Origin of the sequence: Psychroflexus maritimus (assembly GCF_011089875.1) — a bacterium.
In the GTDB taxonomy this organism is placed as follows: Bacteria; Bacteroidota; Bacteroidia; order Flavobacteriales; family Flavobacteriaceae; genus Psychroflexus; species Psychroflexus maritimus.
Genome location: NZ_JAANAS010000116.1, coordinates 63,799 through 87,604, shown reverse-complemented (window position 1 = coordinate 87,604; position 23,806 = coordinate 63,799). Strand labels below are relative to the sequence as shown.

The window sequence follows — 23,806 nt, the reverse complement described above, 5'->3', positions numbered from 1 at the left end:
AATAAAGTATCTACTTTTTATTTCACAAAATTCAAAAGCGTATCAATTGATTTAAAAACAAATTCACCATTCTCCTTTACCAACTTGTGTTCTTCTTCAAAATAATACGTGCGTCCACTAGTTTCTGACCATAAAGTAACAGCAGAAATGAATTTGTTTTCTTTATTTCTGCTAATCCCAAAATCTTTATAGCACGTCGCAGCTAAAAAAACGTGGGGCTTTTAAGAATGATTACCTTTCCAACCTAACGGGAAGATGCTACGGATGATGAACCTTTTGGATACCACTATTTGCCCCATGTTTTCTTAGGTACTGTTGGTAGCTGTATTTGTTTATTTCGCCTTATGTTTTGGTTCCCAAATGAGTCTTACGAACGAACTAAACCTTTCATTTTCTCTACTCACGGGAATTCCTACAACAATTCCAACCAATAAGTTGTCGGCTATTCCTAACCGCATTTGTGGTCGCATTGTCATATCAAAGTCGCCATTGTCAAATGTCTTGTTAAATTCAACACCAATAAAATTTCTTGTCCCTGTTATCATATAATGGAAACTTGTATTGATGTCATAAGTCGTATGGAATTTGTTTGTACTGAAATCCTGTTCAATCATTGGTCCTGTGTAAATCAATGAATGAAAATTGTTTCCCCAACGTTTGGCGACCACCAAGAAAGGGTTATATACGTTTCCTTTAATAAATGGCTTTCCAAAATTTCTAAAGTCTGACAATTCAAACTCGTTGATATATCCAAGTGCCATTGATGTAGCCATTGGTTCATTTACAAAGAAAGACCATTGAGCTGCTATTTTTATACTGTTTAATTGATTGGAAGGGATTGAATCTTTCTCGGTGTCCTCTACAGGTGAATAAAATGTAAAGGGTAATTCAACTTCTAAGCCCAACCTGTCAATTGGCGCCCATTCATATTCAATCAGTGCTTCATAAGCATCAAATTTTAAGTTGTCTGTCAAGCCTAGTCCAATGTTCCATTCTTTTTCTCCTTTTCTCGCTCCCAAATCACGTATAAGGTCAACATAGAGCGGTTCAGCGTGTAAAACTTTGTAAGGCTCTTTATGGGCTTCTACTTGCTGAATATAGATACTATCTTTTTCAGTTTTTGTAATTTGGGCAATTGAATATGTTGAAAAAGCTAAAAGTGTAATTAGCACCAATGATTTTTTCAAGTTCATTTTGATTTATTTTTTAAGCATTAAGAAATATTCCCACTACTATTGAATAGGTGAGAATTAGTCAAATCGTAAAACAAATCAAATCTTGGGTGGTGGAAAATTAAGCTTTTGAAAGCCATTACTCAAATTGGTTAAGTAATCGGGGAAATTGTGTTTTGTAGTTCCTGTGAATAATTGATTTAAGTTATTTTCAACTATGTAATGAGTTGTTAAATCAATTTTAACATTTGTATTTCTATTGTGGTCTTCTGTATCATTGTCGTCATATTCTTTAATAGCATCTTCATAACCCAATACTTTTTCAAGAACTATTTCAATAATACTTTCTTGGTCATTGAAAGATAAATCTTCAGGAATATGTTTAGGCTTTAGGTCTGCCGTGTCAACACTTATATTGAGCAGATATAATCCCATTAATCCCCAAAGGATTTTTGTTAATACGCTATTTCTTATTTTACTTAACACAGTACAAAATTAAAGATATTTTGTCGTTTTTCTTATATGGCTACCAAGCTTTTTCGTATATGGTCTGTGGCGGGCAAAAATTCACCATTTTTCCTGTCCGCTGTTACCTTGCGTATTTTTCGGCTCTGTTATATTTTTCGTTTTCGCAAATCTCGTGAAGAATGATGAACAGTCAAAATATCAATTCGGTTTTTATTCACAACTCGGTAAATTATTCGATAGTTTCCTTGAAGAATTTCTCTAATGTTTTCGTTTTGAATTTCAGAAATCATTCGACCAGAATAATTCTGAGATTTCAACATATCAGTTCGGCTTCAAATTTTTAAACTTGTCGTTTTGAATAAAGTTTAGAGTCTTTAGAAATATAATCAGCAATATCTTTTAAGTCGTTTTTTGCTTGAAAAATCCAGTTTATTCGAACCATTTATCTATCTCTTTTTCAAATTCACTTTCGCTTAAGACTTCACCATTTTCAGATTGGATTTTTCCGTTCTCAATTTTTTCCACTAAAATTAGTCTTTCAATTAAATCGTCAATCAAAAACTGTTCTGGAAAACTATCAATTTGTTCTTTCAATTTTGTATTAGTTATCATAGTGTAAATTCTTCTAAAGATACGAAAGATTTTATTTCAACGGAAATTTCGTTTTAAATTGCTGGCAACTATTTCACCCCCCAAGCTTCATCATCAAATTTAACCAGATTAGATATAATAATATAGTAAGAAAACAAAGCATTTTAGTAAGAATTCAAAATAGCAATCACTAATCTAATCAATCTTCAAGCGGTTTAACTTGAAGTCCGTAGGTGTTTTGAAATTGCTTAAAAACCTTGGGGTAATCTTTTTTCCGAACAGCAAGCTTAAAGTCGCAGTCCATTTCTAAATTTTGCGCTTCGATACTAAGGGCCAAGTCTTTTACTAAACGCATAACAACATTCATCATGTCGTAGTTGCATTTCACCTGAAAATTAACATCGATGGTTTTTTGAATAATCGATGATGCTTCTAAAGCTAATTGAGCACTTGTTTTATACGCCGAAATTAATCCACCAACTCCTAGTTTTGTTCCTCCAAAATAACGTACTGACACCACCAAACAATTGGTTACCTGAAAAGCTTGAAGTTGACCATAAATGGGCATTCCTGCCGAATTTGAAGGCTCTCCGTCATCATTGGCTCTAAAATGTGCATAGTCTTTACCTAATTGCCAAGCATAGCAAAAATGACGAGCTTTGTGATGTTTGGATTTTAATTCTTCTAAGCAAAAATTAATTTCATCTTCGTTTGTTACAGGAAAAGCATATCCAAAAAACTTACTCCCTTTTTCTTTAAATAACGTTTCTTTTCCGGGTTTGGTAAGTGTTTTATAAGCGTCTTTTTCCATAATTCTTTATACCGATTATTTAAGTGATTTGTTGCGAGGATAAATAAACCATTATAATGCTAATTAAGGCAAGTAAAATTCCAAGCCAATTTTGCTTTTGAAGTTTTTCAGAAAAAAACAAGATTCCTACAAAGGTAGAAAATATAACAATAAGAATATTATTTATAATGAAAACTAAAGAGGTTTCAAAAACATTGGATTTAAGTGCTTGAATAAAAAAATGAATGGAAAAATAATTAGGAATCCCTAAAAGCACCCCACCAATCATTGATTTTAATTGCATCGCCTTTCTGTTTTTAAGGTACTGAATAGCAAAAATTAAAAGACCAAATAAGCTTGCAAAGAAAAATACACTCGAAGAAAATGCAGGAACTTCTTCTTGTGCAACAAAAGCATCTTCCAAGTACTTTAGTGTGCTTTCTACCGTACCACTAGCAAAAAATACTAAAAAAGGCAAAACTAATGTAGTATTAAAAAGCGGATTTTCTTTTTTCTTTTTTAACGCCACTAAATACACAGCAGCTAAGGCAAGTAATATGCCTATAACTTTTAAGAAGTTGAGCGATTCACCATAAAAAACAATGACAAAAACAACGGGTATAGAAACGCTCATTTTACTAGCTACCGAAACAACAGACATACCATGCTTTTGGGTTGTTTTAAACATCAAATAAAAGGTTGCTATAAATAAGCTACCTAAAATTAATGAACCCCAAAACCAATCTTGCTGCGGATAAGCCAACACAGAAGTACCCTGCGGACTTAGCAACCATCCTAAAAAGAAAGCAACTAGATAATTAAAAATAAGCGCATGTAGTTTATTAACTCCAAACTTACCTAATACATTAAAACAAATGTAAATTAAGGTTGAAGAAAGAATAGAAAGAAGAAGGGCTATCAAAACAAAAGGTCTCTTTTAATTTTAAACAAATCAACTACATCCTCCTTACCGGCTTGCAAGTGCCAAGTTTTAATACCCAATTGAGAAGCTGCTTTAATATGTTCTAAAGTATCGTCTATAAACAAAGTTTCTTCAGGCTTTAGGTCGTGATTAGTTAATACATACTTAAAAATGGCTTCACTTGGCTTACGCAATTCAATTTCATGAGAAAGGTAAAAAGCATCAAAGCAATTTTTAAATTCATTATAGATTTCAATGTTTTCTTTTACCCACTCAATGTGCAAGTGGTTAGTATTACTCAATAAAATTAATTGAAATGATTTTTCTTGGGCTAAGGTTTTAATGAAATCTAATTTATGCGGAGGAAAATCAATTAAAATTGAATTCCAAGCATGTATAAAATCAAGCTGACTAATCTGGGGAAAATGGGTAGTGTAATATTCTATAATATCTTGTGTAGAAATTAAACCCATTTCGTAGGCTTGGTTTTTTACCAACATATCTTTAGTGAATTCGGTAATTCCAAATTTTTGTAGGTTTTTTTGAGTCGCTGATTTATCTAAAGTTAAAAAAACATCACCAAAATCAAACACTAAGCTTTTAATCATTTTTCAAAAGTTTTAAAAAATCTGAATTAATATTTTGTTTACTAACTAATTTTCCTTCAATTTTAGGAGCTGGAGTTCCACCATTAAAATAAACTGAACCATCAAAAACACGGGCCTCATCCCATAAATTTTGATTAATAAAAGTTTGCAAAGTTACCCCCCCTCCTTCAATTAGTAAAGACTGTATTCCTTTTTTGTAAGCTATTTCTAAAATTTGATGCGGCAAATTTTCGCCAAGCTCAATAGGCTCATAATCAATTTTTTGTTGATTAACTGGGGGGATTAAATTTGATTTATAAAGAACCAAAGTAGGATTGCCATCAGAAAAAAGCGAGTGCTTATGCCCTACTTCTAAATCTGGATCTAACAAAATTCGGTAGGGGCTTGGTCCATCCCATAAACGGGTAGTAAGTTGCGGATTATCGGTTAAGGCTGTTTTACTTCCTATCAAAATAGCTTGTTCTTCTGCTCTCCATTTATGCACTAACTGTTTTGAAACAGAATTTGTAATCCAAATAGGAGCTTGTTTTTTAGGCTTTTCTGGCCAAGCATAAGGAGATAAAAAGCTGTCCTTACTTTGAGCCCATTTTAAAATTACGTAGGGTCGTTTTTTTAAATTATAAGTTAAAAAACGCTTATTAAGTTCCTTACATTCTTCTTCTAAAACACCTACTTTTAGGTTGCAACCCGCTTCCAATAGTTTTTTTATTCCTCTTCCTGCAACTTTTTCAAAAGGATCCAACATTCCAATAACCACATTTTTAATTCCCTTCGCAATAATTAAATCGCTACAAGGGGGCGTTTTTCCAAAATGACTACAAGGTTCTAAAGTCACGTAAATAGTTGATTTTTTAAGTACTTCAGAATCCTCAACTTGGGCTATCGCATTCACTTCTGCATGAGCTTTCCCTGCTTGGTGATGCCAACCTTCACCAATAATTTTACCTTCGTAAACAATTACTGCGCCTACTAAAGGATTAGGATAAGTTGTTCCTAACCCATTTTTGGCTAAAGCTAAACATCGTTTTATGTAATTTTCTTGTATTTTCACGCCACAAAAATAGAATTATAATTTAATGTCAGAAATTCAAATCAGACCAATTCAACCCAAAGACAATAAAAAATTAGGTGAATTAATTCAGTTGGTTCTAGAAGGCGAAAATGCACCAAAAACAGGAACAGCTTATGCAGATAAACATTTATTTAACCTAAGTGAATCATACCAAGCACCAAACACAAGGTATTTTGTTATTGAACAAGCAAATCAATTACTAGGAGGAGCAGGAATTGGTAACTTAGCCGCTGAAGAAGACACTTGCGAACTTCAAAAAATGTACTTCCATCCATCTATTCGCGGTAAGGGGTGGGGTGAAAAAATGATCAATACATGCCTAGATTTTGCCAAAGAAGCAGGTTTTTCTCAATGCTATATTGAAACCTTACCCTTTATGAAAGCGGCAAGAAAACGCTATGAAAAGTCGGGTTTTGAATACACTCCTCACCGAATAGGTAACACCGGACATTTTAGTTGTACGGTTTTTATGCTGAAAAAATTGTAAAATGAAGTTAGCTCAATTTAAATCAGAGTTTTTTCTTCAGCTGAAGCATAATTACTCTAAAGACGAAATTAGAAATTTATTTTTTTGGCTTACTGAAACAAGGCTTAAAAAAACAAAAATTGAACTTTTAAGAGAAAGCAATTTAAATATAAAAAATGAAAATTTAAATTCATTACAAAAAGACCTCAAGCGACTTAAAAACAACGAACCCATTCAGTATATTTTAGGAACTACAGAATTTTGCGATATGGAGTTTAAAGTTAACCCTTCCGTCTTGATTCCTCGCCCTGAAACGGAAGAGTTAATAGAATGGATTTCAGAAATACACCAAAATAACTCGCCTCATATTCTAGACATTGGAACAGGTTCAGGTTGCATTGCTATTGCACTTGCCAAGAAAAACAAAAATGCTCAAGTAACCGCCTTAGATGTTTCTGAAGATGCACTAAAAACAGCTGCTGAAAATGCTCAGTTAAACCAGACAAACATCAAGTTTATTCAAACCAACATTCTTAACATGGAAGCTTTTCAAAAACCTTATGATTTAGTGGTTTCTAATCCTCCTTATGTACTAGAAAATGAAAAGACGCTAATGAAACCCAATGTATTAGATCACGAACCTGCTGTTGCCTTATTTGTTCAACAGAATACCCCCCTGCTTTTTTACCACAAAATTGCCCAATTAGTTGCACATCAAAATAAAAAATGCGAATTGTTCTTTGAAATTAATGAACAATATGGGGAACAATTAACGGAAGATTTGAAGGAAATGGGTTTTTCTGCTATTGAATTAAAAAAAGACTTTCTCGGAAAAGACCGCATGATGAGAGCCATTTTCAAAATTTGAGGTTAATTTAAAATATTCAATTTTTTATAACCTTAGCTCAGGTTAATAGTTACAAAAGTAGTGCAAGACTAATTGATTGGCTTCATAAAAATATAAGAGAAGTTGATTTTCAAGGTCTTTTGGTTTGTATTCAAATGCTGTTTCAAAAGGGCATTGAGTTTATTTTAGTATATTTGTAGAAAAGCTAGATTTATGTACGATTTTATAATTATTGGAGCAGCACAAGCCGGACTTTCTATGGCTTATCAGCTAAAAAAACAAAATCGAAATTTTGTCATTTTAGACAAAGAAAATGAAATTGGAGCTTCTTGGTTAAATCGATGGGATTCGTTAAAGCTTTTTACTCCTACAGAATTTAATCACCTTGAAGGACTTGATTTTCCTGCACCAAAGGGACATTATCCTTCAAAATACGAAGTCGCTAACTACTTCAAAGCGTATGTAAATCATTTTAACTTTCCTGTGGAATTAGAAACTTTAGTCAAAAAAATTGATAAACAAGATGGAGTATTTAGGTTAACTACTAATCAAGGCGAATTTTATTGTAAAAACCTCATCATTGGCACAGGCCCATTTCATATTCCTTACACTCCTGCTTTTAGTAAAAAAATAGATCATAGCATTCTTCAATTACATTCCAATTACTATAAAAATACCGAACAGCTAAAACCTGGATGTACACTTGTTGTTGGTGGAGGCGATTCAGGCTACCAAATTTTAGACGAGATTTCAGCTTCTACATCAAATCAGGTTTATTTTTCTGGAGACACTAGTGTAAAAACACTTCCTCAAGAAATTTTAGGCAAGACTTTATGGTGGTGGTTTACTAAATTTGGCTATTTGAGTTTTAGTAAAAATTCATGGCTAGGCAAAAAAATTAGCCAAGGAAAGCAGCCTGTTATAGGAACTGATGTAAAAGAAATACTAGCCAGAAAAAATGTGTTACCCGTAGGGCATTGCTTAGATGCAGAAGAAAACATAATAACTACAGAAGACCAAGAGATTAACAACCTAAGCAATATTGTTTGGGCCACCGGATATAGACCTAATTTTAATTGGATTAAAGGTTTAGAGTTAGACAAAGACAACTACCCCGTCCACAATCGAGGAATTAGCAACATGAAGGGTTTATTTTTTATAGGATTACCTTGGCTACATACACGTGGATCTGCAACCCTGGGCGGAATTAAAAAAGATGCTGCTTTTTTAGCCGAACATATTCAACAACATATTCCTAAATTAAAAGTTGAAAACGAAGCTGTTTTAGAAACCCATTAAAAATTTTAGAAGCAGTTCGCTAAGTCTTCTATTAATTTCAATATATTTACGGCTTAATTTCGATGAATCTAACGAATGAAAAAATATAAAGCTTGTCTATTTTTTATATTGGTCTTTTCTTTTATGGGTAGCTTTAACAGTTCGCTTTTCGCTCAAGAGGAAGATTCTTTAAAGTTTGTAGAAAAAAACAAAAATAAACTGTTTAGTTATATAAATCGGATTATAAAGGATACGGTTGCGGAGGAAAAGTCACAGTTCATGATGTATCCTACGTTGGCTTACGAACCAGAAACAAGCTTAGAGATTGGCTTTAGTCCGCTTTACGTTTATTTTGCTAATGATGATAAAACAAACAGACTAAGTGAAATTAGCGGATTTGCATTTGTTACGCTAAACAAACAATACGGAGCAAGATTTGAACATGCCATCTATTCTGATCAAGATGAATGGTTTTTTCTTGGGGAAATCTTAGCGGAACGTTTTCCGCTGAAATATTTCGGTATTCAAAGTGAAGTAAACCGTGTTCCTGAGGATGCCATTGCACTAGTAGATGCGCTTCAAATCAATATTAAAGAACGCGTACTTAGAAAAGTTGCCAATAACTTTTTTATTGGTTTTGAAGCTGATTTTAGAAGTTTAAGTAGAGTTGAATTTAAACCCGAAGAAAATTTTGAAGATTTAGAACTTCCATTTGGTGCAGACGGAAAAACAAATCTTGGTTTAGGAGTTGGTTTGGTCTATGACAACAGACACAATGTTTTAAACGTTAGAGATGGTAAATTTCTAGAATTTGCCTACTTAAAATACAACCCCTTTATGAACAGCTCGGTTGATTATCACAACTTTATTGTTGACGGTCGATATTTTAAACCTATTGGGAAAAGAAATGTGTTTGCTGCACAAATTTTTAGTCAAACTCAATTTGGAGGTGATATACCCTTTAACCAATTGTCTTTAATGGGAGGGCAAAGTTTAATGCGCGGCTACTTTTTAGGAAGATTCAGAGATCGAAACCAACTAGCTGCTCAAATTGAATACCGAATGTTACCCCTAAAATTAGGTTTTACAAACCGTTGGGGAGCTACAGTTTTTACTAGTGCAGGAAGCGTATTTAACAATTATTCTAACTGGGAATCTGATAAATTAAAATGGGCCGCTGGTGCTGGAATTAGGTTCTTATTATTTCAGAAAAAAGACATCTGGGCAAGGTTAGATTATGCCTATACTCCAGATGAAAATGGTTTATACATTACCATTGGTGAGGCATTTTAAACTGAAAAAACTAAGGTTTTTTTTGTAGAATTTATCAATTGAATCAAGCAGATAAAAAATGAATCTTAAACATATTGGTCCAGGCTTTTTATTAGCAGGAGCAGCAATTGGGGTATCTCATTTAGTTCAATCAACAAGAGCTGGAGCTGAATTTGGCTGGGTGCTGATTTTTGCTTTGATTATAGCTTGTCTTACCAAATACCCTTTTTTACTTTTTGGCCCACTCTACACTTCAATTACACAGAATCATTTAATTAAAGGCTACCTCAATCTTGGTAAATGGGCTTTTTGGTCTTATCTGTTAATGACTTTAGCAAGTATGTTCATAATAACCGCCGCTGTGAGTTTGGTGACCGCTGGGTTGGTCGCTAATTTATTCAACTTTGAAATAGAACTATTTTATTGGTCGGTAATTGTTCTTAGTTTTTGCGTGTTTATTTTAAGCATTGGAAAGTATGAAGGCCTAGACACAAGCATGAAAATTATTATTAGCTTACTAAGTCTTTGCACTTTTATAGCTGTAGTAATTGCTTCAATTAAATTTAAATCTCCACAAAACTTTATTGCTATTCCATCGCTTTTAGAATCGAGTAGCTTGGCTTTTATTGTTGCTTTTATGGGGTGGATGCCTATACCCATTGATGCTTCTGTTTGGCATTCACTTTGGACGAAAGAAAAGGCAATGGCTCAAAATAACCAATTAAGCAAAAGTGATGCTTTATGGGATTTTAATATTGGCTACCTCTCCGCTTCGGTTATTGCTATTTTATTTTTTGCCTTAGGTGTGTTAGTTATGTATGGGTCTGCAGAAAGTTTTTCTACTAGTGCCATTGGTTTTACTCAACAACTTATTGATTTATACGCAAAAAATTTAGGCAATTGGGCAAAGTTTTTTATAGGTTTTGCTGCTTTTATTACTATGCTAAGCACTACCCTAGCTGTAACCGATGCCTACCCGCGGGTTATAGCTAATTCATTTGCAACGTATTTCCCAAATTTGAACTACAGGAAAAATAAAATCTACTTTATAAGCTTAGCCATATTAATTATTGGTAGCCTTGGAGTTATTCAATTTGCTTCGCATAAATTTACAGGTTTGATTGATTTTGCAGCTGCTTTATCTTTTCTAACAGCTCCAGTTTTTGGGTACTTTAACCTTAAATTAATGCTCTCTAAAGAAGTGAAAAAAGAATACAAACTATCCAAATTATTAATCTATTTTTCGTGGGCCTGTCTAATTTTTCTCTGCATATTTAATTTTGTTTTCGTTTACAATCTGTTTTTCAACTAATTACATAGATTCTATAAATATTTTAAAAATACGCCCCTAACCCATTGAATATCTTTAAATTTGCCACAAAAAAATTAATGTTTAAAAGATTACTTCAACTTAGTTTATTATTTTCATTTTTTATTGTTGAGGCTCAAGCGCCTTCAAATTATTACAATTCAACTCAAGGAAAAAGCGGTTTTGAACTCAAAACAGAATTGTATCAAATTATTTCTGAAAATCACGCCCCTCAAACTTATACCGATGCATGGACATTTTTTGAAAATAACGACGCTACTCAAGAAGGAAACGTATTAGATATTTATTCGAATTGTACATTTAACTTTGGTACTCCTGAATTTGGAGGTAACCAAGATACAGGCAGCGGAGGAAATACCGAATGTGAATATTTTAATCGAGAACATGTTTTTCCTAGAAGTTGGTTTGGTGGAGCTTCTACCCTTCCAGAATATTCCGATATCATCAATTTATTGCCTACAGATAAAAAGGTTAATAGTGAACGTGGTGCTTATGTTTTTGCTGAAGTTAGTAATCCAAACTTTGTGAGTAGTAATGGTACCGCAAGAGGTAATAGCATTACACCAGGTTACAGCGGTACAGCTTTTGAAGTTATTGATGAATACAAAGGCGACATTGCAAGAATATATTTCTACATGGCTACACGTTATGAAAACGCTATTGAATTTTGGGTAGGAAATAATGAAAATGGTGATTTCTATCTAGATGGCTCTTCAGATCAAGTTTATCAAGATTGGGTAATTGATTTACTATACGATTGGCATGTTAACGATCCGGTAGATCAAAAAGAAATTGATAGAAATAATGCTACTTTTGAATTTCAAGGAAATAGAAATCCATTTGTTGATCAACCTGATTTTGTTTGTGCTATTTGGGATGTTGATGAAGATAATTGCACCTTTTCCTCGTCTGAATTTACACTGAAAGACGAAGTTAGTATTTATCCTAACCCTGCAAGTAATGGCCTGTTTTATGTTCAGTTTTCTTCGCCATTAGACCAACTTCAATTGTACTCAATAACAGGGAAATTAATCAAAGAAGTTCAACCCAAAAAAGAAGAAGAGAAAGTTGAATTCAACCAGCTAAAAGCAGGTATTTACTTATTGAAAGTGAGCCATAATCAACAGAACTCAACACATAAGATAATTGTTCATTAAATTTTTATCTTTTGTTTTTACTGACTTAAAAGTTGAAGTAAGACTTGGGCAGTTAAAAAAGCGTCACCCGCAGCTGTGTGTCTATCTTTTTTAGGCAATTTAAAAATTTCGCATAATTCATCTAAGCTATATCGCTGCTCTGAAGGAATATGGTTCTTTTCAAGATAAAGGGTATTCGTGTCTAAAATTTTGTTTTTAAGTTTAGGTAATTGCATTCGCTTTAAAGCTTGGTTTATCATAGCTATATCAAAACTTACATGATGCCCAACCAAGGTATGGTTTTTAACTTTTTTTAAAAATAATTTTACCGCTTCTGCTTCTTCTAATGTAGGAAAATCATGCTCCTTAACTATGCCGTGAATATGCGCAGAATCAGGATTAAAATAAGCTTGTTGCACATAAATTTCAAGGCTATCTTTAATCAAAATTCGACAGGAATTTACCTGCACTCCCCCAATGCTTAATAAATAATCTTTTGTTGGTTTTAAACCTGTGGTTTCGCAGTCAAAAACAAAGTAGTTGCCAGATGATTTTTCAGATTCAAAACAAGAGATGTAATCATTCCAAAAATTGGGATAACTTGGCTTTTGAAAAAGGTTTTTTAAAAATTTCATCAAGTAAAATAAGTTAATTTAAATCTGTTTTTTAAAACTGATTGAATTTCTGAAATGGGTTGAAATGCATTTTTTAAAGCCACTCTTTCTTGCTTAGACATTTTTTCTAAATCAACAAATCGCCCTGAATCTTGTTCGTTAATTCCTGCTTGAGTTCGGTGTTTTGAAAAAAGTAGAAAACTTTGTGCACAACGTTCAAATAAATCGGCATTTTGAGGTTCATCTTTAGCCAAAAACAGAAACCTTTCTGCGGTATTGTTTAATGTTGTGTTTTGCTTGGATAGCACTAGAATTCTAGCCGCATCGACCAAAGGCATAAGAGCTCTCGATTTAACATCAAACAAACCTTTTTTACGGCCTTCTTCTTCCACTAAAATCTGCTTAAAAATTCCCAAAGGCGGTGGGTTTTTAATGGCGTTTAAACCTAAGTGAGCAAAGAAACTTTGATCACCAGAAAGCATTTTGTAAATATGTTGATTTAAGCTTTGTGTGAGTTTTTGGTCGCCTTCTATAAACTGAAAATCAAAAAATATAGTACACATCATTATACGCTCCTCAGAAGGTTTTTTAATCCAACTCGTAAATTGTTGTTTCCACTGATTTAAACTTAAACACCATTTGGGATTACTAGCCATCATAGCAGCAGGACAAAAATCATAGCCAATTTGATTCATGTATTTGGTAACTAATTCGGCTAAGTCTAGAAAATAAGCCTGAACACCGTCTTTTTGGTCTTCGCCTACTTCCTCAAAAACTAAGGCGTTATCTTGATCTGTGAGCAAAAGTTGTTCTCCTCTTCCTTGGCTTCCTAAATTCATCCAAGCAAAGCTACATGGAGCCTCTCCAAGTTGTGCTTTGGCTAATTCTACACATCGCTTAGTAAGAGAGAAATTAATTTCACCTGCCACTTTCATTAAATAAGCCAAGGGGAGTTTTGCGCTTAAAAAACTTTCAATTAAAAGCCCAAGTCTAAACCGAATGTGATTCAGTTCGTTTACGTCTTTACTTCTCACTACTCGTTTCAACAAAGCAACTGGATTATTAGCTTGAGCTGCAATAATATCATGTTCAGACATAATTCCAAGTAACTTTGTTCTAGGCGAACCATCTTCTGTAATACAAACGTGACCAATATTATTTTTAAGCATCAGTAACTGAAGCTCGGCTACATTTACTGAACTTTCACTACAAACCACAGGAGAAGACATAATCTGTTTAGTTTCTTCACTTAATGAAACTTCGCCAGTGGCTACTTTATTTCGCAGGTCTTTATCGGTTACAATTCCTATGGGTAATTCATTTTGTACAATAATTACTGAACTAATTTTATGCTTACGCATTAGTAAAGCTACTTCTTTTATTTTCTCTTCAGGAGCTGCTGTTACTGGATGCTTAGTGTATGAAATATGTTGAAAATAACTAAGTTTAAGCGCATCAGATTCTTCAAAAACTCGCGCTTCTGGTAATTTTTCTTTGCCTGAAATTGATTCATCAGGCCGTTTAGAATTAGCCGCAAAAACTTCAAGTAAATAGTGTAATGCCTTAAAATTATTAGTGAGTACAGGTTTAAAACTTGCTATGGGTATTGCATAGACCAGGGTGTCTTTTTGAGCAATGGCTTTTAACGCATATTTATTATCGGCAAATAAAGGCCGTAAACCTAATAAATCTCCTGGCTGACAAACATCTACTAACAAACTTTGTTCTTCGGTGTAAAGGCTTATTGCTCCTTGTTGAACCACATAAAAAAAGGCTTTAGTAGCCTCTTCTACCTTAAATAAAGTCTCCATTTTAGGTAAATAAAAGACTTCAACCTGCGAAGCTATGTGTGTTAATTCCTTAGGAGAAATTAAATTGAAAGGTGGGTATTCTTTTAAAAAATCAGCGACACGTTCAACTATGGTATTCTTATTCATTTTTTTCAATTTAAAACTTATGAATCTTCAAATTAATTTTAAAAATAATCAAAAAAAGATAAATGGTTTTTCATTTCTTTTGTTGCTATGAATAGTTGATTTTTTTTCTGAAGTCCTTCATCACCTAAAACTCAATGCTATAGTTTATTGAAATATTTAAAAATCCAGAAGCTTTCTAATTATTTAATGAATACTCAATACAATTATTTTTAGCAGAATTTTTAAATAGTGTTATTCGTTCATCATTGATTTTAATTGACTAAAAACTTCTCTAATGAATTCAATTGTTAGTGGGTCTCCTCCAGGGTTATCACCAAACCGAACTATAACTAAGTTTTGGCTTGGCACAATTCCAATAAACTGACCATTTTTACCTAATGCCAAAATTAAATCGTCCGGAGCATCTGGTAAAAGACTCCCTTGAAAGGAAGCTGTTTGGTTTGGAACCCTAAAACTAGATTGTCCATTCAACCACCATAAATATCCATAACTAGGGTTTAAAGCCTGCGATGTTTGTATCATTTTTTCATAATAATTTGAAGAAAGTAATTGATTTTCCTTCCATCTTCCTTCGGCTAAAACAAATAAGCCAAAACGAGCAGCCGATTTAGTTGTACTGAAATAAACATTTGCATTGTCATCTGTCATTGACCAAAAACCATTAAGTCCAATGCTTGCTCCTAGATTTTCATTGGTGAAATTTGTGTAACTTGATTCGGATACCGACTCAATGACTTCAGTTAAAATAGTATAGGTGGCATTGTGATAATACCAGTTTGTATTTGGTTCCTGCAGGTAAGTTAAGCAAGAAGGATCAGTACAATTTAATTCCTCTACGTTATAATCTATTCCGGTAGTAAAACTTAAATGATGCTTGAGCAAGATTGCATTTTCTTGTTCTTCATTTAAAGATGACCATTGATTACCAATGTAATTACTAATTGGTTCTTCTAAGCTTAACAAGCCCTGTTGCTCAGCTAAGCCTAGCATTACTGAAGTTAAAGATTTCCCTGCAGAAGCCCAATACCATAGTGTTTCTTCGTCAAATGCTGAATTCCCCAGGAGGTTATCTCCCCAGTATTCTTCTATTGCAATTTTTCCGTCTTTAAGCACAATAAACCCTCTTGAGTTTTTTTCCTCTAAAAATACCAATAAGTCTTCCATTTTTTGAGCATTCCAATTGAGGTCTTCAGCAGAAAGCGCAGCCCAGGAAGCATCATCATTTGGAAAATAAAATTCGGTCGCTTCGTCTTCATCGTTAGTTGTTGTTGCTTCATCATCAGATTGACAAGAAATAAACAGGACGATTACGAATAAATAAAAAGTGTTTTTCGTTAATTCTAAAGACATACTAATTTTTATAATTATATAAATTTAAGCTTTTTATTTTGATTAACAAAGGTCTATATAAAAATCCATCAGTTTTTTCCTGGTTACCTCTCAATTAAACTTGCGGTATAACTATGATAGCTTTCTCGCAAAGTCGCTAAGGCGAAAAGAAACTTATACATAATTCAAAGTTTATAATTGTCAATCTCAAAACGCCTAAACCAATGCTTCAGCTTAATACTTTATTCTATCTTCCACGCAGAGCTCACAAAGTGCAAAACACAAAGTTTACAGAGAAAATAATTTAAAAATTAAAGCTTCCATACTAATTCCTCTGTCACCTATTATTCTGTAAAAATTTTCCATTCCCCTATTGACCTGTCATTCCGCTCTTTTTTCATTCCCTCACTGACTTGTCATTCCGGAAAATTTCCTAAGAAATTTATCCGGAATCTCCCTGTACCGAAGACAAAACAAACTTCCTACTAAAAAACACGTTCAGGATTTCAAAACATGAGATTCCGCATCTCGCTATCTCTCGTGCGGAATGACAGAAAGTAAGGGGGAAGTGCGGAATGGAAAAAAAGCCCCTCTTAATCTCCCAGTTATGAAAACAAAAACAAAACCCCACTTCAACAGAAACAGGGTTTAAATTTGAGATAAACTAGTACCAAATTAACTCAAATACGGTTTTACCTTTTCTTTTATTTCATCTACAATACTAGGATCTAATAAAGTTGAAACATCACCAATTTGATCGGCTTCATTAGCAGAAACCTTACGCATAATTCTTCGCATAATTTTTCCACTTCTTGTTTTAGGCAAGCCAGATACAAAGTGAATTCGGTCTAATTTAGCAATCGGACCAATTTTACTAGAAATTAACTGATTAATTTCCTTGCTTAAATTTTCTTTATCACGACCTTCACCATCGGTTTTTAAAATAATGAAACCTGATAAGGCATTTCCTTTCACATTATGCGGAAATCCAATAATTGCCGATTCTGCAACAGCGGGATGTTCGTTAATAGCGTCTTCAATAGGGGCAGTTCCTAAATTATGGCCTGAAACAATAATTACATCATCTACCCGACCCGTAATTCGGTAATAACCTACTTCGTCTCTCAAAGCGCCATCGCCTGTAAAATAATTTCCTTTAAAGGCAGAAAAATAAGTGTCTTTATAACGCTGATGATTTCCGTAAACAGTTCTTGCCATACTTGGCCAAGGATGTTTAATACACAATCTTCCTGAAACGCTATTACCTTCCATTTCAGCTCCTTTTTCATCCATTAATGAAGGCTGAATTCCTGGTAAAGGTAAGGTAGCGTAAGTTGGTTTAGTTGGCGTTACAAAAGGAATTGGAGAAATCATAATTCCCCCTGTTTCAGTTTGCCACCAGGTATCAACAATGGGGCATTTTTTCTTTCCTATATTTTCGTTATACCAATTCCAAGCTTCTTCGTTAATGGGTTCTCCAACACTTCCTAAAACTTTCAAGGAAGAAATATCATATTTATTTACAAATTCAATATCTTGTTTAGCTAATGCGCGAATAGCTGTTGGTGCAGTGTAAAATTGGTTAACCTTGTATTTTTCTACAATTTCCCAAAATCTTCCAAAATCGGGATAAGACGGAACACCTTCAAACATTAGCGTTGTAGCTCCGTTTAATAAAGGACCGTACACAATATATGAATGTCCTGTTATCCATCCAATATCTGCAGTACACCAATACACATCGTTTTCCTTGTATTGAAACACATTTTTAAATGAAAATGCTGAATATACCATGTAACCAGCTGTGGTATGAACCATTCCTTTCGGAGTTCCTGTAGAACCTGAAGTATATAAAATAAAAAGCAGGTCTTCTGCATCCATCACTTCTGGTGCGCAATTTTTATCTACTTTCTTCAACTCATCATGCAACCAAACATCTCTGCCTTTTTTCATCTCTATTTTAGCGAAGGTCCGTTTAGCTACTAAACAGGTTTCAACTGAAGGTGTAGTTTCTAAAGCTTCATCAACAATCCCTTTGAGGTCGATAGATTTTGAACCTCGGTAAGAACCATCTGAAGTAATGACCATTTTACAATCAGAGTCATTAACTCTTGAGGCTAATGCTGAAGCTGAAAAACCAGCAAAAACTACCGAATGTACTGCGCCTATTCTAGCACAGGCCAACGTGGCAATAGCCAATTCTGGAATCATAGGTAAGTAAATACACACCCGGTCTCCTTTTTGAATACCATTTGCTTTCAAAACATTAGCCATTTTATTAACGCGTTCTGAAAGCTCTTTGTAAGAGATACGTTGCTCTTCTTCTTCAGGATTATTAGGCTCCCAAATAATTGCGGTTTTATTAGCTCTTGTTTTTAAATGTCGGTCAATGGCATTTTCGGTAATGTTTAATTTAGCACCTTCAAACCAAGTTACTTTTGCTTCCTCAGGATTCCAATCCAATACCTTATCCCATTTCTTTTGCCATACAAAATTTCGTTCTGCAATAGTGCTCCAAAAAGTTTCTGGATCATTTTGCGAAATTCGATATACATCTATGTATTTTGCTAAGGAATCAATATTATAATACGATTTAGTTAATGCTTTTAAAGAATTAACCACCACTTGTTTATCGCCTTTAAAGACACCTACTTTTTCCTGGCTTAAAGTTTCAATAATTTCACTAATAACCATAGGTTCTTCAATGGTTGAGGGAATAGTGTAAGTTTTTCCATCAACAATTTTACGAAGTGTTCTTCTAAGGATTTTACCACTTCTTGTTTTAGGAAGACGCTTTACCATCACTACATTTTTCAAGCTAGCAATTGGTCCAACACTATCTCTTACCATCTGAATAACTTCGGTTTCTAATTTGTAAGATTCATAGCCTTCTTCGCCCGTCTTAGCTACCACAAGAGCTAACGGAATTTGACCTTTTAAGTCGTTTTCCATACCCACAACCGCACATTCTGCAACAGCGGGATGCATGGCTACCACCTCTTCTAAGGATGAAGTTGATAAGCGATGTCCAGAAACATTAATCACATCATCAATTCGTCCTGTAATAAATACGTAACCATCTTCATCTATATAACCTCCATCGCCAGAAAAATAATAGCCTGGAAATTTACTCAAGTAGCCATTTTTATAGCGCTCGTGGTTGTTCCAAAGTGTTTGCATAAAACCAGGAGGAAGCGGAAGTTTAGAGCAAATATAGCCTTCTTCGCCTGCGGGAAGAACTTCACCTTCTTTGTTAAGTACTTCTAGTTGATAACCAGGAACGGCTTTACCAGCAGAACCAACTTTTACAGGTTGTGGGTCTAAGCCCATAAAATTAGCTACAATAGACCATCCCGATTCGGTTTGCCACCAATGATCAATCACAGGAATTTGCAATTTTTCTTCTGCCCATTTAAGCGTTGCTTCATCACATCTTTCGCCAGCAAGAAATTGATATTTGAGTGAAGAAATATCATATTTTTTAATCAAGTTTCCTTTGGGGTCTTCTTTTTTTATAGCTCTAAAAGCCGTTGGTGCAGTAAACATAACATTTACTTTATGGTCTTCAATAACGCGCCAAAATGCACCAGCATCTGGTGTTCTTACGGGTTTTCCTTCATAAATAATAGTAGTATTTCTGTGAATCATAGGAGCGTAAACAATATAGCTATGTCCTACAACCCAACCTACATCTGAAGCAGCCCAAAAAACATCGCCTGGTTTAGTTCCGTAGATGTTTTGCATAGAATATTTCAATCCAACGGCATACCCCCCTGTATCTCTTACTACACCTTTTGGAGTTCCTGTAGTTCCGGAGGTATATAAAATGTAAGAAGGGTCTGAAGATTTTAAAGCTACAGGAGAAACTGGTTCTGAATTTTCAATCAAATTTACATAATCTACATCGTAAGGTTTCTCTTCAAATTCAACGCCCAGTTTTCTATTAAAAACAATAACTTTTTCAACTTCATGCTGTGATTTTTCAATGGCTTCATCAACCATGGGTTTATAGGCAATAAGTCGATTCACTTCAATTCCAGAAGTAGCGGTAATGATAACTTTTGGTTTAGCATCGTCAATTCGCATAGCTAATTCATCAGGGGCAAAACCGCCAAAAACTACCGAATGAATGGCACCTATTCTTGCGCAGGCCAGCATACTAAACAATGAATGAGAAATCATTGGCATATAAATCACCACGCGGTCTCCCTTTTCTACGCCCATGGCTTTTAATCCGCCTGCTAACTTGGCAACTTTTTCTTGAACTTGTTTATAGGTGTATTTAATTTGTTTTTGCCTTACTGCCGAATCATAAATTACGGCTACCTCATCACCATGTCCTGCTTCTACATGTTGATCGATGCACAAGTAACTTAAATTAGTTTCTCCGTCAGGAAACCAATGAAAAATTCCTTCTTCAGTTTGTTCTAAAGCCTTTGTTGGTGCTTTAAACCAATTGATATGCTTAGCTTGGTCTAACCAGAATTGCGCTGGGTTTTCTACACTTTTTTGAAAAACATCTGTATATTTCATAATCACATTTTTTTTGTATTAATTTTCTAATTGAGTTTCTATTTCATTAAGTAATTTCTTTATTGAAAAGGGTTTAGTTAAGTAATTATCTGCTCCTAAACTCAATCCTTGTTCAATATCATCTTCTTTGTTTTTAGCACTTATAAACACTACCTTTATTGAATCTTTTATGGGACTTTCAGATTTTAAATGGCGTAATACTTCATAGCCATCAACTTTTGGCATCATAATATCAAGCACTACTAAATCAGGTAGGTTTTCATCGGCTAACCGGATGGCTTCATCACCATCTCGAGCAATGTAAACCAAATACGACTTCTTTTTAAGTGCATATTCTAGTGCCATAATTATGTTAGGTTCGTCATCTACAATTAATATTTTTTTCATGCTGATTATTTTAATTTTCTATGCAATTGCTAATTTCTTTAGGACTAGTAGTTAGACTTTTTAATATTAGATTTTTAATTTTCATGATTGTGTGGTAATTTAATTATGATTTCTGCTCCTTTTTGAAGCTTTGAAATAGCAAAAATTTCACCCTCGTGCAAATCAACAATTTGTTTGCAAATAGCTAAGCCAAATCCGCTTCCTGTTGGTTTTTTTAGCATTTGGTTTTTTGATTGATAAAACTTTTTAAAGATCAATTGTAAGTCTTCTTCAGGAATTCCCTTGCCATTATCGCTAAAGCTACAAAAGTAAAACTCTTCATCTTCGGTTACGCTTATGTCTATTTTACCTTTCCCCTCTTCAACAAACTTTAAGGCATTAGACAACACATTGGTGAACACCTGAATCATTTTATTATAATCGAATTTCAGTTTTAGTTTAGAAGTTGACTTCCAATTGATTGAAACTTGCTTTTTATTAGCAATACTTTGTACCCCTTCAATAGCTTCCTGAATACAAGCGGAAAGTGAGTTGGTTTGAAAGTTCATCTCATCTCTTCCAGAAGAAAGCTTCTCCAAATCTAAAATATCATTAATTAAAATGGTAAGTCGGTCGGTATCATGGTTAATGTTATTTAAAAACTGTTCTTGTATATCGGCAGGCATATCTTCATCCTCTAAAAGCACTTCACAGCTAGCTTTAATAGAAGTTATTGGAGTTTTCAGTTCATGTGCAACCGTATCTAAAAAATCGTCTTTCAGTTGGTCTTGAATTTTAAGTTCTTGGTTAACCATTTTCAATTTGTTAGTTAATTTTAGGAGCTGCTCCGATTTTTCTTGAAGCGTTTTACTTTCAGAAATCGCCTCTTTATTTTCTTCCAAAATCTTTAGCACTTCAATTAAGGAAACCGGTTTCTCTTTAGCTACATTGCCGATTAATATTTTTGCTGAAGCACTTCCAACAGCACCCGTAAGTAGTTTTTCTGCAAAATTTATAAACCTTCCATCAGCTAAGCGTTCATTAGGATCTACTTGGTAGCGTTTCCTAAAAATCCGGATGGCCTTTTGAGCGCGATTTTCGCCTATAAATTTGACTAAAATATTCTGAATATCTTCAACATAAGCTTCACCTTTCCAAACGTAAGCCGTTTCTTTCATTTGGGCCACTTCTTCACTATTAACAAACATTTCGCCGTAATTTCTTTCTCGGTAATCGCCTTTTTTAACAATAGAAAAAATCAAGTAAAAACTAAGATTCACAAACAGACTCCAATACAACGAGTGATTCACTGGATTTAAAAAATCAACCCCAAATAAAGCATAAGGTTTTAAGGCATTAATTTGCATTGGTCCCTGACTTGCAAAAGAAGAATAATCAAAGATGTTTTCTGTAAAAAAAGGAGCTAAGTAAGTATAAATAACAACGAAGCATCCTGCTAAAAGACCGTATTTAGCACCTAAGGAAGAACCTCTATTCCAGAACATTCCAATAAAAAAACTAGGAGCCAATTGAGCGATAATTAGGAACGAAATTAAGCCAATAGAAAACAATGAAATTTCAGGATTAAACGAAGAATACAATAAGTAAGCTAAAATGATCAAGACAAAAACACTTATTCTTCGAATAGTTTTAATGGTTTTTTCATTTTGTGAAGATTTATTTTCTGAAAAAGTTTTGATGAATCCATAAGGAATAATAAGGTTGTTACTCAGCATAGTAGAAAGTGCCAAAGTTGAAACCACCACCATTGAAATAACTGCTGAAAGACCTCCTAAAAAAACTAAAATAGATAACCAATTATGCCCAAAACTCATGGGAATTAACAAGGTGAAATAATCGGCATTAACCTCATCTCCTAGGAGAAGAAGACCTCCCCAAGCAATGAATATTACAAACACATTGAATAGCAGAAGATAGAGAGGAAATAGCCAGATAGCAGTTTTAAGTTGTTTTCTGTTAGTATATTCTACAACAGAAGTTTGAAACTGTCTAGGAAGTAAAAATATAGCTAAAAAAGAAAGAACAATAGTAAAGTACCAATTAATTCCTCCGTAATCTGTATTGATCGTACTTAACTTTTGAAGATCAATTTCTGTGGAAGCTTTGGCGTATAAATCGGTTGTTCCATCAAAAAGATAAAAGCTAACATATACTCCTATAATCAAAAAGAAAAACAGTTTTAAAACCGACTCAAATGCTACAGAAAACATAACCCCTTTTCTGTTTTTTGAAGCGTCTAAGCTTAAGGTTCCGAAGAAAGAAGCAAAAACAGCTAAGATTATAGCGATATAAAAAGTAGAATCGGTTAATACAGAATTTCCTTCAATACCTATTGTTGAAGTAGTAACTATTTCAAAAGTTTCTGAAATAGCTTTTAACTGAAGTGAGATATAGGGAATTATACTAGCTGCGCAAACCAAAGTAACTATAGCTCCTAAAGAACGGTTATTACCGTAGCGAAGCGAAATAAAATCGGCTATGCTTGAAATATTGTACAATTTAGATAGCTGAATGATTTTTCGCATGAGGAAAATCCAAAGTGGTGCGGCAATAATAGGGCCAATATAAATGGTAAGGAATTCTACTCCAGATCTGGCTGCCATTCCTACACTTCCGTAGTACGTCCAAGCAGAACAATAAACCGCAAGCGATAACGCATAAATTACAGGGTGATTAACCCATTTAGAAGTATGATTTTTCTCCGCCCAATAAGCAATAAGAAAAAGAACCCCTAAGTAAGCTAAAATAATTAATATGAGTGCTAATTTACTCATTAATCAAAATACTTTTTTAATACCAAATAAGAAACTATAATACTGATAAGCCAAATTATAAAAACAAAAAAGTAAAACATTGGAAAACCAAAAATAGCTTGCTCACTATTGTAAGTAGCTATAAATGGAAAGTTAAACAAGAAGATTAAACCAATTCCTAAAATAATTAATTTTTGCTGATGTCTTTTCTTCATTGTACTAAATTTCTTTAAAAATACATCATTCAATAAAAATAACCTAAGGCAAACCCATGAAATCGGTTTACCTTAGGTATTTTTTT

The 23,806-nt window shown here is 33.8% G+C and carries 21 protein-coding genes; 6 read left to right on the top strand and 15 right to left on the bottom strand.

The features are described from left to right. Positions 1-332 precede the first annotated feature (332 nt). The 8 genes from G7034_RS11730 to ribD all read right to left on the bottom strand — a co-directional run bounded on the left by G7034_RS11730 (position 333) and on the right by ribD (position 5,602). Positions 333-1,193, bottom strand: a complete 861-nt coding sequence (locus tag G7034_RS11730; protein WP_166401144.1) for an HAEPLYID family protein — start codon at positions 1,191-1,193, stop codon at positions 333-335. Positions 1,194-1,271: 78 nt separating this feature from the next. After that, a complete protein-coding gene (locus G7034_RS11725) occupies positions 1,272-1,658 on the bottom strand; it encodes a hypothetical protein (RefSeq protein WP_317163781.1) in 387 nt (128 codons plus the stop codon). Between the two features lie 128 nt (positions 1,659-1,786). Beyond that, the gene (locus G7034_RS11845) at positions 1,787-1,960 is read right to left on the bottom strand and encodes a type II toxin-antitoxin system RelE/ParE family toxin (RefSeq protein ID WP_223177628.1); all 174 of its coding nucleotides are present in this window, start codon (positions 1,958-1,960) and stop codon (positions 1,787-1,789) included. A gap of 109 nt (positions 1,961-2,069) precedes the next feature. Beyond that, a complete protein-coding gene (locus tag G7034_RS11715) occupies positions 2,070-2,252 on the bottom strand; it encodes a hypothetical protein (RefSeq protein WP_166401143.1) in 183 nt (60 codons plus the stop codon). Positions 2,253-2,430: 178 nt separating this feature from the next. Beyond that, positions 2,431-3,042 carry an IMPACT family protein gene (locus tag G7034_RS11710; protein ID WP_166401142.1) on the bottom strand — a complete coding sequence of 204 codons (612 nt, stop codon included), beginning with the start codon at positions 3,040-3,042 and terminating at the stop codon, positions 2,431-2,433. Between the two features lie 19 nt (positions 3,043-3,061). Next, a complete protein-coding gene (locus G7034_RS11705) occupies positions 3,062-3,943 on the bottom strand; it encodes an EamA family transporter (protein WP_166401141.1) in 882 nt (293 codons plus the stop codon). Next, entirely contained in the window at positions 3,940-4,551 is a 612-nt protein-coding gene (locus G7034_RS11700) for an HAD-IA family hydrolase (protein WP_166401140.1), read from the bottom strand. The genes G7034_RS11705 and G7034_RS11700 overlap by 4 nt, the downstream gene beginning before the upstream one ends. Continuing rightward, a complete protein-coding gene (gene ribD / locus G7034_RS11695; RefSeq protein ID WP_166401139.1) occupies positions 4,544-5,602 on the bottom strand; it encodes a bifunctional diaminohydroxyphosphoribosylaminopyrimidine deaminase/5-amino-6-(5-phosphoribosylamino)uracil reductase RibD in 1,059 nt (352 codons plus the stop codon). Before ribD ends, G7034_RS11700 begins: the two co-directional genes overlap by 8 nt. 25 nt (positions 5,603-5,627) lie before the next feature. Here ribD and G7034_RS11690 point away from each other — a divergent pair, with 25 nt between their 5' ends. From G7034_RS11690 to G7034_RS11665, 6 genes are all read left to right on the top strand, one after another. Continuing rightward, a complete protein-coding gene (locus G7034_RS11690; RefSeq protein WP_166401138.1) occupies positions 5,628-6,110 on the top strand; it encodes a GNAT family N-acetyltransferase in 483 nt (160 codons plus the stop codon). A gap of 1 nt (position 6,111) precedes the next feature. Next, entirely contained in the window at positions 6,112-6,957 is an 846-nt protein-coding gene (gene prmC / locus G7034_RS11685) for a peptide chain release factor N(5)-glutamine methyltransferase (protein ID WP_166401137.1), read from the top strand. A 192-nt stretch (positions 6,958-7,149) separates the two neighbouring features. Beyond that, a complete protein-coding gene (locus G7034_RS11680) occupies positions 7,150-8,235 on the top strand; it encodes a flavin-containing monooxygenase (protein WP_166401136.1) in 1,086 nt (361 codons plus the stop codon). A gap of 258 nt (positions 8,236-8,493) precedes the next feature. Next, positions 8,494-9,507: a BamA/TamA family outer membrane protein gene (locus tag G7034_RS11675; RefSeq protein WP_246166842.1), complete on the top strand. Its 1,014-nt coding sequence runs from the start codon at positions 8,494-8,496 to the stop codon at positions 9,505-9,507. Positions 9,508-9,565: 58 nt separating this feature from the next. After that, positions 9,566-10,798: an NRAMP family divalent metal transporter gene (locus G7034_RS11670; RefSeq protein ID WP_166401134.1), complete on the top strand. Its 1,233-nt coding sequence runs from the start codon at positions 9,566-9,568 to the stop codon at positions 10,796-10,798. Between the two features lie 77 nt (positions 10,799-10,875). Continuing rightward, a complete protein-coding gene (locus tag G7034_RS11665) occupies positions 10,876-11,973 on the top strand; it encodes an endonuclease (protein ID WP_166401133.1) in 1,098 nt (365 codons plus the stop codon). Positions 11,974-11,990: 17 nt separating this feature from the next. Here the strand turns inward: G7034_RS11665 and G7034_RS11660 are convergent, their stop codons facing one another. From G7034_RS11660 to G7034_RS11630, 7 genes are all read right to left on the bottom strand, one after another. Continuing rightward, on the bottom strand, positions 11,991-12,587 hold the full coding sequence (locus tag G7034_RS11660) for a 3'-5' exonuclease (protein WP_166401132.1): 597 nt from the start codon (positions 12,585-12,587) through the stop codon (positions 11,991-11,993). Then, positions 12,587-14,503: a DUF294 nucleotidyltransferase-like domain-containing protein gene (locus tag G7034_RS11655; protein WP_166401131.1), complete on the bottom strand. Its 1,917-nt coding sequence runs from the start codon at positions 14,501-14,503 to the stop codon at positions 12,587-12,589. The genes G7034_RS11660 and G7034_RS11655 overlap by 1 nt, the downstream gene beginning before the upstream one ends. 231 nt (positions 14,504-14,734) lie before the next feature. Continuing rightward, positions 14,735-15,853, bottom strand: a complete 1,119-nt coding sequence (locus tag G7034_RS11650) for a serine hydrolase domain-containing protein (protein WP_166401130.1) — start codon at positions 15,851-15,853, stop codon at positions 14,735-14,737. A 654-nt stretch (positions 15,854-16,507) separates the two neighbouring features. Continuing rightward, a complete protein-coding gene (gene acs / locus G7034_RS11645) occupies positions 16,508-20,365 on the bottom strand; it encodes an acetate--CoA ligase (RefSeq protein WP_166401129.1) in 3,858 nt (1,285 codons plus the stop codon). A gap of 18 nt (positions 20,366-20,383) precedes the next feature. Further along, the gene (locus G7034_RS11640) at positions 20,384-20,752 is read right to left on the bottom strand and encodes a response regulator transcription factor (protein WP_166401128.1); all 369 of its coding nucleotides are present in this window, start codon (positions 20,750-20,752) and stop codon (positions 20,384-20,386) included. Positions 20,753-20,826: 74 nt separating this feature from the next. Next, positions 20,827-23,526, bottom strand: coding sequence for a sodium:solute symporter family transporter (locus tag G7034_RS11635; protein ID WP_166401127.1), 2,700 nt, complete (start codon positions 23,524-23,526; stop codon positions 20,827-20,829). Next, entirely contained in the window at positions 23,526-23,720 is a 195-nt protein-coding gene (locus tag G7034_RS11630) for a hypothetical protein (protein ID WP_166401126.1), read from the bottom strand. The genes G7034_RS11635 and G7034_RS11630 overlap by 1 nt, the downstream gene beginning before the upstream one ends. Positions 23,721-23,806: the final 86 nt, after the last annotated feature.

Bases quoted from the DNA above. Each gene is read 5' to 3' on its own strand.
- G7034_RS11730 (WP_166401144.1), bottom strand. From the start codon at position 1,193: ATGAACTTGAAAAAATCATTGGTGCTAATTACACTTTTAGCTTTTTCA.
- G7034_RS11845 (WP_223177628.1), bottom strand. From the start codon at position 1,960: ATGTTGAAATCTCAGAATTATTCTGGTCGAATGATTTCTGAAATTCAA.
- G7034_RS11715 (WP_166401143.1), bottom strand. From the start codon at position 2,252: ATGATAACTAATACAAAATTGAAAGAACAAATTGATAGTTTTCCAGAA.
- G7034_RS11710 (WP_166401142.1), bottom strand. From the start codon at position 3,042: ATGGAAAAAGACGCTTATAAAACACTTACCAAACCCGGAAAAGAAACG.
- G7034_RS11700 (WP_166401140.1), bottom strand. From the start codon at position 4,551: ATGATTAAAAGCTTAGTGTTTGATTTTGGTGATGTTTTTTTAACTTTA.
- G7034_RS11690 (WP_166401138.1), top strand. From the start codon at position 5,628: ATGTCAGAAATTCAAATCAGACCAATTCAACCCAAAGACAATAAAAAA.
- prmC (WP_166401137.1), top strand. From the start codon at position 6,112: ATGAAGTTAGCTCAATTTAAATCAGAGTTTTTTCTTCAGCTGAAGCAT.
- G7034_RS11680 (WP_166401136.1), top strand. From the start codon at position 7,150: ATGTACGATTTTATAATTATTGGAGCAGCACAAGCCGGACTTTCTATG.
- G7034_RS11675 (WP_246166842.1), top strand. From the start codon at position 8,494: ATGATGTATCCTACGTTGGCTTACGAACCAGAAACAAGCTTAGAGATT.
- G7034_RS11670 (WP_166401134.1), top strand. From the start codon at position 9,566: ATGAATCTTAAACATATTGGTCCAGGCTTTTTATTAGCAGGAGCAGCA.
- G7034_RS11665 (WP_166401133.1), top strand. From the start codon at position 10,876: ATGTTTAAAAGATTACTTCAACTTAGTTTATTATTTTCATTTTTTATT.
- G7034_RS11660 (WP_166401132.1), bottom strand. From the start codon at position 12,587: ATGAAATTTTTAAAAAACCTTTTTCAAAAGCCAAGTTATCCCAATTTT.
- G7034_RS11655 (WP_166401131.1), bottom strand. From the start codon at position 14,503: ATGAATAAGAATACCATAGTTGAACGTGTCGCTGATTTTTTAAAAGAA.
- G7034_RS11650 (WP_166401130.1), bottom strand. From the start codon at position 15,853: ATGTCTTTAGAATTAACGAAAAACACTTTTTATTTATTCGTAATCGTC.
- acs (WP_166401129.1), bottom strand. From the start codon at position 20,365: ATGAAATATACAGATGTTTTTCAAAAAAGTGTAGAAAACCCAGCGCAA.
- G7034_RS11640 (WP_166401128.1), bottom strand. From the start codon at position 20,752: ATGAAAAAAATATTAATTGTAGATGACGAACCTAACATAATTATGGCA.
- G7034_RS11635 (WP_166401127.1), bottom strand. From the start codon at position 23,526: ATGAGTAAATTAGCACTCATATTAATTATTTTAGCTTACTTAGGGGTT.
- G7034_RS11630 (WP_166401126.1), bottom strand. From the start codon at position 23,720: ATGAAGAAAAGACATCAGCAAAAATTAATTATTTTAGGAATTGGTTTA.